At 73.8% G+C, this 4,433-nt stretch carries 4 protein-coding genes; 1 reads left to right on the top strand and 3 read right to left on the bottom strand.

Going from position 1 to position 4,433, the window contains the following annotated elements; all coding sequences use genetic code 11:
* Nucleotides 1-1,321: glycosyltransferase family 4 protein (locus E4099_RS29560; protein WP_135342181.1), on the bottom strand; the 1,321-nt coding region annotated here is incomplete at its 3' end.
* A 486-nt stretch (nt 1,322-1,807) separates the two neighbouring features.
* Here E4099_RS29560 and E4099_RS29565 point away from each other — a divergent pair.
* Nucleotides 1,808-2,416: a TetR family transcriptional regulator gene (locus E4099_RS29565; protein WP_135342182.1), complete on the top strand. Its 609-nt coding sequence runs from the start codon at nt 1,808-1,810 to the stop codon at nt 2,414-2,416.
* Nucleotides 2,417-2,527: 111 nt separating this feature from the next.
* Here the strand turns inward: E4099_RS29565 and E4099_RS29570 are convergent, their stop codons facing one another.
* Together E4099_RS29570 and E4099_RS29575 are read right to left on the bottom strand one after the other, a co-directional pair.
* Nucleotides 2,528-2,761 (bottom strand): ferredoxin, encoded by a 234-nt coding sequence (locus tag E4099_RS29570; RefSeq protein ID WP_135342183.1) that lies wholly within the window; start codon nt 2,759-2,761, stop codon nt 2,528-2,530.
* Nucleotides 2,762-2,765: 4 nt separating this feature from the next.
* Entirely contained in the window at nt 2,766-4,223 is a 1,458-nt protein-coding gene (locus E4099_RS29575; protein WP_135342184.1) for an aldehyde dehydrogenase, read from the bottom strand.
* Between the last annotated feature and the right edge of the window lie 210 nt (nt 4,224-4,433).

Consider the following 4,433-nt stretch of genomic DNA (forward strand, 5'->3'; position numbering starts at 1 on the left):
GGTGTGTATAAGAGACAGGGCGGGGGGTGCGAGGGGCGCCGAGGGTGCGGCGCCGGCGCTCGATGGCGGCGCGGTAGTGCTCGGCGGTGCCCCGGGCGGCCTGCTCCCAGGTGAAGCGGGCCAGTACCCGCTCCCGGCCGGCGGCGCCGAGCCGGCGGCGCAACTCCTCGTCGTCCAGCAGTCGGCCGAGTGCGGCGGCCAGCGCCTGGGCGTCGCCGGGCGGCACCGCCAGGCAGGTCTCGCCGTCGGGTCCGGCGACCTCGGGCACCGCGCCGCCGGTGGTGGCCACCAGCGGGGTGCCGGTGGCCATGGCCTCGGCGGCGGGCAGCGAGAAGCCTTCGTAGAGGGAGGGCACGCAGGCGATCTGGGCGCCGCGCACCAGGTCCACCAGTTCGGCGTCGCTGATGCCCTTGACGAAGCGGACGGCGTCCTCGTCCTGGAGTCCGAAGCGGGCCAGGGCGGTGGCCACCGGTCCCTCCTCGGGGCGCCTGCCGACCACCACCAGATGCGCCTGGGGATGTTCGGTACGCAGCTTGGCCAGCGCCTCGACCAGGTACACCAGGCCCTTGAGCGGGACGTCCGCGCTGGAGGTGGTGACGATCCGACCGGGCACCACGGGCACGGCCGGGTCCGGGCTGAACAGTTCGGTGTCGGCGCCGATGGGCACCACGTGAACGCGGTTCGGGCGCACCCCGAGGTCGTCGATGATCTCCTGGCGGGAGGAGCCGGAGACGGTGAGCACCGAGGGCAGCCGGGTGGCGACGCGCTTCTGCATCCGGGTGAAGCCGTACCAGCGGCGGACCGAGGCGCGGCGCTTCCAGTCGGCCGCGGCCTCCAGCTCCAGGCGCCGGTCCACGGTGATGGGGTGGTGGATGGTGGTGACCAGCGGGAAACCGATGCGGTCCAGGCCGAGCAGGCCGTAGCCGAGGGTCTGGTTGTCGTGCACCACGTCGAACTGTCCGCGCCGGGCGGCCAGGTGGCGGCGGACGCGCAGGCTGAAGGTGAGCGGCTCGGGGAAGCCGCCGGTCCACATGGTGCCGACCTCGAGGGCGTCGATCCAGTCGCGGTACTCCCCGCGTCCGGGGGTCCGGAAGGGGTCCGGCTGCCGGTACAGGTCGAGGCTGGGCAGCTCGGTGAGGACGACCCTGCCGTCGGGGTCCTCGTCCAGGACGGGGTACGGCTGGGCGCCGATGACCTCGACCCGGTGGCCGAGCCGCGCGAGTTCGCGCGACAGGTGGCGCACGTAGACGCCCTGGCCACCGCAGAACGGGTTCCCCTTGTAGGTGAGCAGGGCGATGCGCAGCGGCCTGTCGCCGGTCACTCGCGGCCCCCTTCTCGGTCCAGTTCAGCGGAGCGTATCCGCAAGCAAAAGGCTAGAACAAGTTTCACTTACGAATCGCCGGAGGATTCTCGAAAGATACCCGCCCGCCCCGGCGACCCCGGGGGCGGGCAAGGTGATCCGCGCCACTGCACGGGGGCGCCGCGCCCCACGGCCGGGCGGCCGGGGCGGACGGCGCCGAGTCGAGCCCGGGCGGGGCACCGGCAGATCGCGTACCAGCGGTGACGCCGGCGAACACCGCGCCCGAACGGCGACCGGGGGGCTCGGCCATCCCGGAACAGCGCGTTATGTGACCGACCGGTAGCGCAAGGTGCGGCAGGAACCTGTCTCGGCCACCGCGAGGGCGGTCAAGGAGACCGGCTGCGGCGTTAGCCTGGAACGAGTTTCAGTGACTCGCGCCACTCCCCGGGCCCTGCCATCATGCACGGTGTCCGCAGCCTGCCGACGGAACGCACCGAAGTAGGACAGATGACCGCAGAAGCCAAGCCGGCCCCCTCGCAGCTGACCGAGCGGCAGGAAGCGCGCCGTCGCCGGATCCTGCACGCCAGCGCCCAGTTGGCGAGCCGCGGCGGCTTCGACGCGGTGCAGATGCGGGAGGTGGCCGAGAACTCCGGCGTCGCCCTGGGCACGCTCTACCGCTACTTCCCGTCCAAGGTGCACCTGCTGGTCGCCACCATGCAGGACCAGCTCCAGCAGATGCACGAGACGCTGCGCAAGCGCCCGCCGACCGAGGCCGAGCCCGCCACCCGGGTCGCCCAGACCCTGATGCGCGCCTTCCGGGCACTCCAGCGCGAGCCGCAGCTGGCGGACGCCATGGTGCGCGCGCTGACCTTCGCCGACCGCTCGGTCAGCCCGGAGGTGGACACCGTCTCGCGGCTGACCACCGCCATCATCCTGGACGCGATGGGCCTGTCCGATCCGCCGACCGGCGAACAGCTCTCCGCCGTCCGGGTCATCGAACACACCTGGCACTCGGCCCTGATCACCTGGCTGTCCGGACGGGCCTCGATCGCCCAGGTGAAGATCGACATCGAGACGGTGTGCCGACTGATCGACCTCACGGCCCCCCGGGACTGACCCGGGCCGCGGGTCGCGGTTGCGCCGGCCTGGGGCGGTGGGCGGGCGCCCGGCCGCACACCGCCCCACCAGCCGGGCGTGCCCGAGGCCCCGGCCTCAGGCGCTTCGGGGTCACTCCTCGGGTGGGAAGACCGCCTCCCCGGTGTCCGAGAGGCGGAGCGTGATCGCCTCGACCGGGCAGCCCTCGGCCGCCGCCAGCACCGCCTCGGACCCGGTGGCACGCGGCCGTACGGGCCGGGAGCGCCGCGTGGCGTCCAGGCGGAACACCTCGGGCGCGGTGTGCGCGCACAGCCCCGAGCCCACGCACAGCCCGCGGTCCACCTCCAGCTCCCACTGGTCACCCATCGGCTCAGCCCTCCCAGCCCGGGGGCAGGTGCACGGTCTGGTGCTCCAGATAGGCGCCGAAGCCCTCCGGGCCGAACTCCCGCCCGATGCCGGAGTTCTTGAAGCCGCCGAACGGGCCGAGCATGTCGAGGCTGAAGGTGTTGACCGAGAAGGTGCCGGTGCGCACGCGCCGGGCGAAGTCCACGCCGCGCTCCACGTCCGCCGTCCACACGCTGCCGGACAGCCCGTACTCCGAGTCGTCGGCGATCCGCGCCGCCTCCTCCTCGGTGTCGTACGGCAGCAGGCAGATCACCGGCCCGAAGATCTCCTCCCGGGCGATCCGCATGGTGGTGGAGACCTCCCCGAACAGCGTCGGCTCCACGTACCAGCCGGTGCCCGGGGACGGGGGGCGGCCGCCGCCGGTCAGCACCGGTGCGCCGCCCTCCCGGCCGATGTCGATGTACTCCAGCGAACGCCGCTGCTGGCTCCGGGTCACCAGCGGCCCCACCTCGGTGGCCGGGTCCAGCGGATCGCCCACCACCAGCGCGGAGGCGGCGGCGGTCAACCGCTCGGCGATCTCCGCGTAGTGGCTGCGCGGGGCGAGGATGCGGGTGAGCGCCACACACGCCTGGCCGTTGTTCATCCAGGCGTTGGGCACGATGCCCGCCACCGCGGTGCCCAGATCGGCGTCCGGCAGGATGACGGCGGCCGACTTGCCGCCCAGCTCCAGGGTCACCCGGGTCAGCCGACGGGCCGCTACCTCCATCACCCGCTTCCCGGCCGCCACCGAGCCGGTGAAGGACACCTTGTCCACCCCGGGGTGGCCGACCAGGTACTCGCTGGTCTCCCGGTCCGCGGGGAGCACCGAGAGCACCCCCTCGGGCAGCCCCGCCTCGGCCGCCAGCTCGGCCAGCAGACAGGAGTCCAGCGGCGCCTGCGGCGAGGGCTTGAGGATCACCGGGCAGCCGGCCAGCAGCGCCGGGGCGAGTTTGGCCGCGGCCACGAACTGCGGGGCGTTCCACGGCACCACGGCCGCCACCACCCCGACCGGCTCCCGGCGCACCAGCAGCGGCCCCAGGATGCCGGCCCGCCGCTCCTCGTAGACCGTGTCGCGGGCCACGGTCAGCGCGGCCTCCCAGGCCAGCAGCGCGGCGAGCCCCTGACCGAGCACGCTCCAGGAGATCGGGCTGCCGTTCTGCGCGCTGATCAGCCGGGCCATCTCCTCGTGGCGCGCGGCGAAGGCGTCCTTGATCCGGGTCACCACCGCGATCCGCTCCTCCGGGCGCATCCGCGGCCACGGCCCCTGGTCGAACGCGGCCCGGGCCGCCGCCACCGCCCGGTCCACATCCGCCGCCCCGGCGTGCGGTACCCGCCCGATCACCTCTTCCGTGTGCGGCGACACCACCTCGATGGTGCCCGAGCCGAGCGGATCGACCGGGGTGCCGCCGATGAACAGCTGTCCGTACTCGATGAGATCGCTCATACGGGGTGCCTCTCCGGGAAGGTCCGGGCCAGCGCGCCGGGCAGAGACCTGACGGTCCATCAGAATTGGATACCAGGTGCGGCCCGCGGCGGCAATCGAGGCAGCGGACGGATTCGGGGCCGGTGCGGGGCGGCCCCGGGAAGGCGGCCCGGCACGGCGGCGGCGGTGCCGAGCGGGACCGAACGGACGCCCCGCCGCGCCCCCTCCCGC

The sequence above is a fragment of the Streptomyces palmae genome (genome assembly GCF_004684805.1).
Taxonomy (GTDB): Bacteria; Actinomycetota; Actinomycetes; order Streptomycetales; family Streptomycetaceae; genus Streptomyces; species Streptomyces palmae.

Bases quoted from the DNA above. Each gene is read 5' to 3' on its own strand.
- E4099_RS29565 (WP_135342182.1), top strand. From the start codon at position 1,808: ATGACCGCAGAAGCCAAGCCGGCCCCCTCGCAGCTGACCGAGCGGCAG.
- E4099_RS29570 (WP_135342183.1), bottom strand. From the start codon at position 2,761: ATGGGTGACCAGTGGGAGCTGGAGGTGGACCGCGGGCTGTGCGTGGGC.
- E4099_RS29575 (WP_135342184.1), bottom strand. From the start codon at position 4,223: ATGAGCGATCTCATCGAGTACGGACAGCTGTTCATCGGCGGCACCCCG.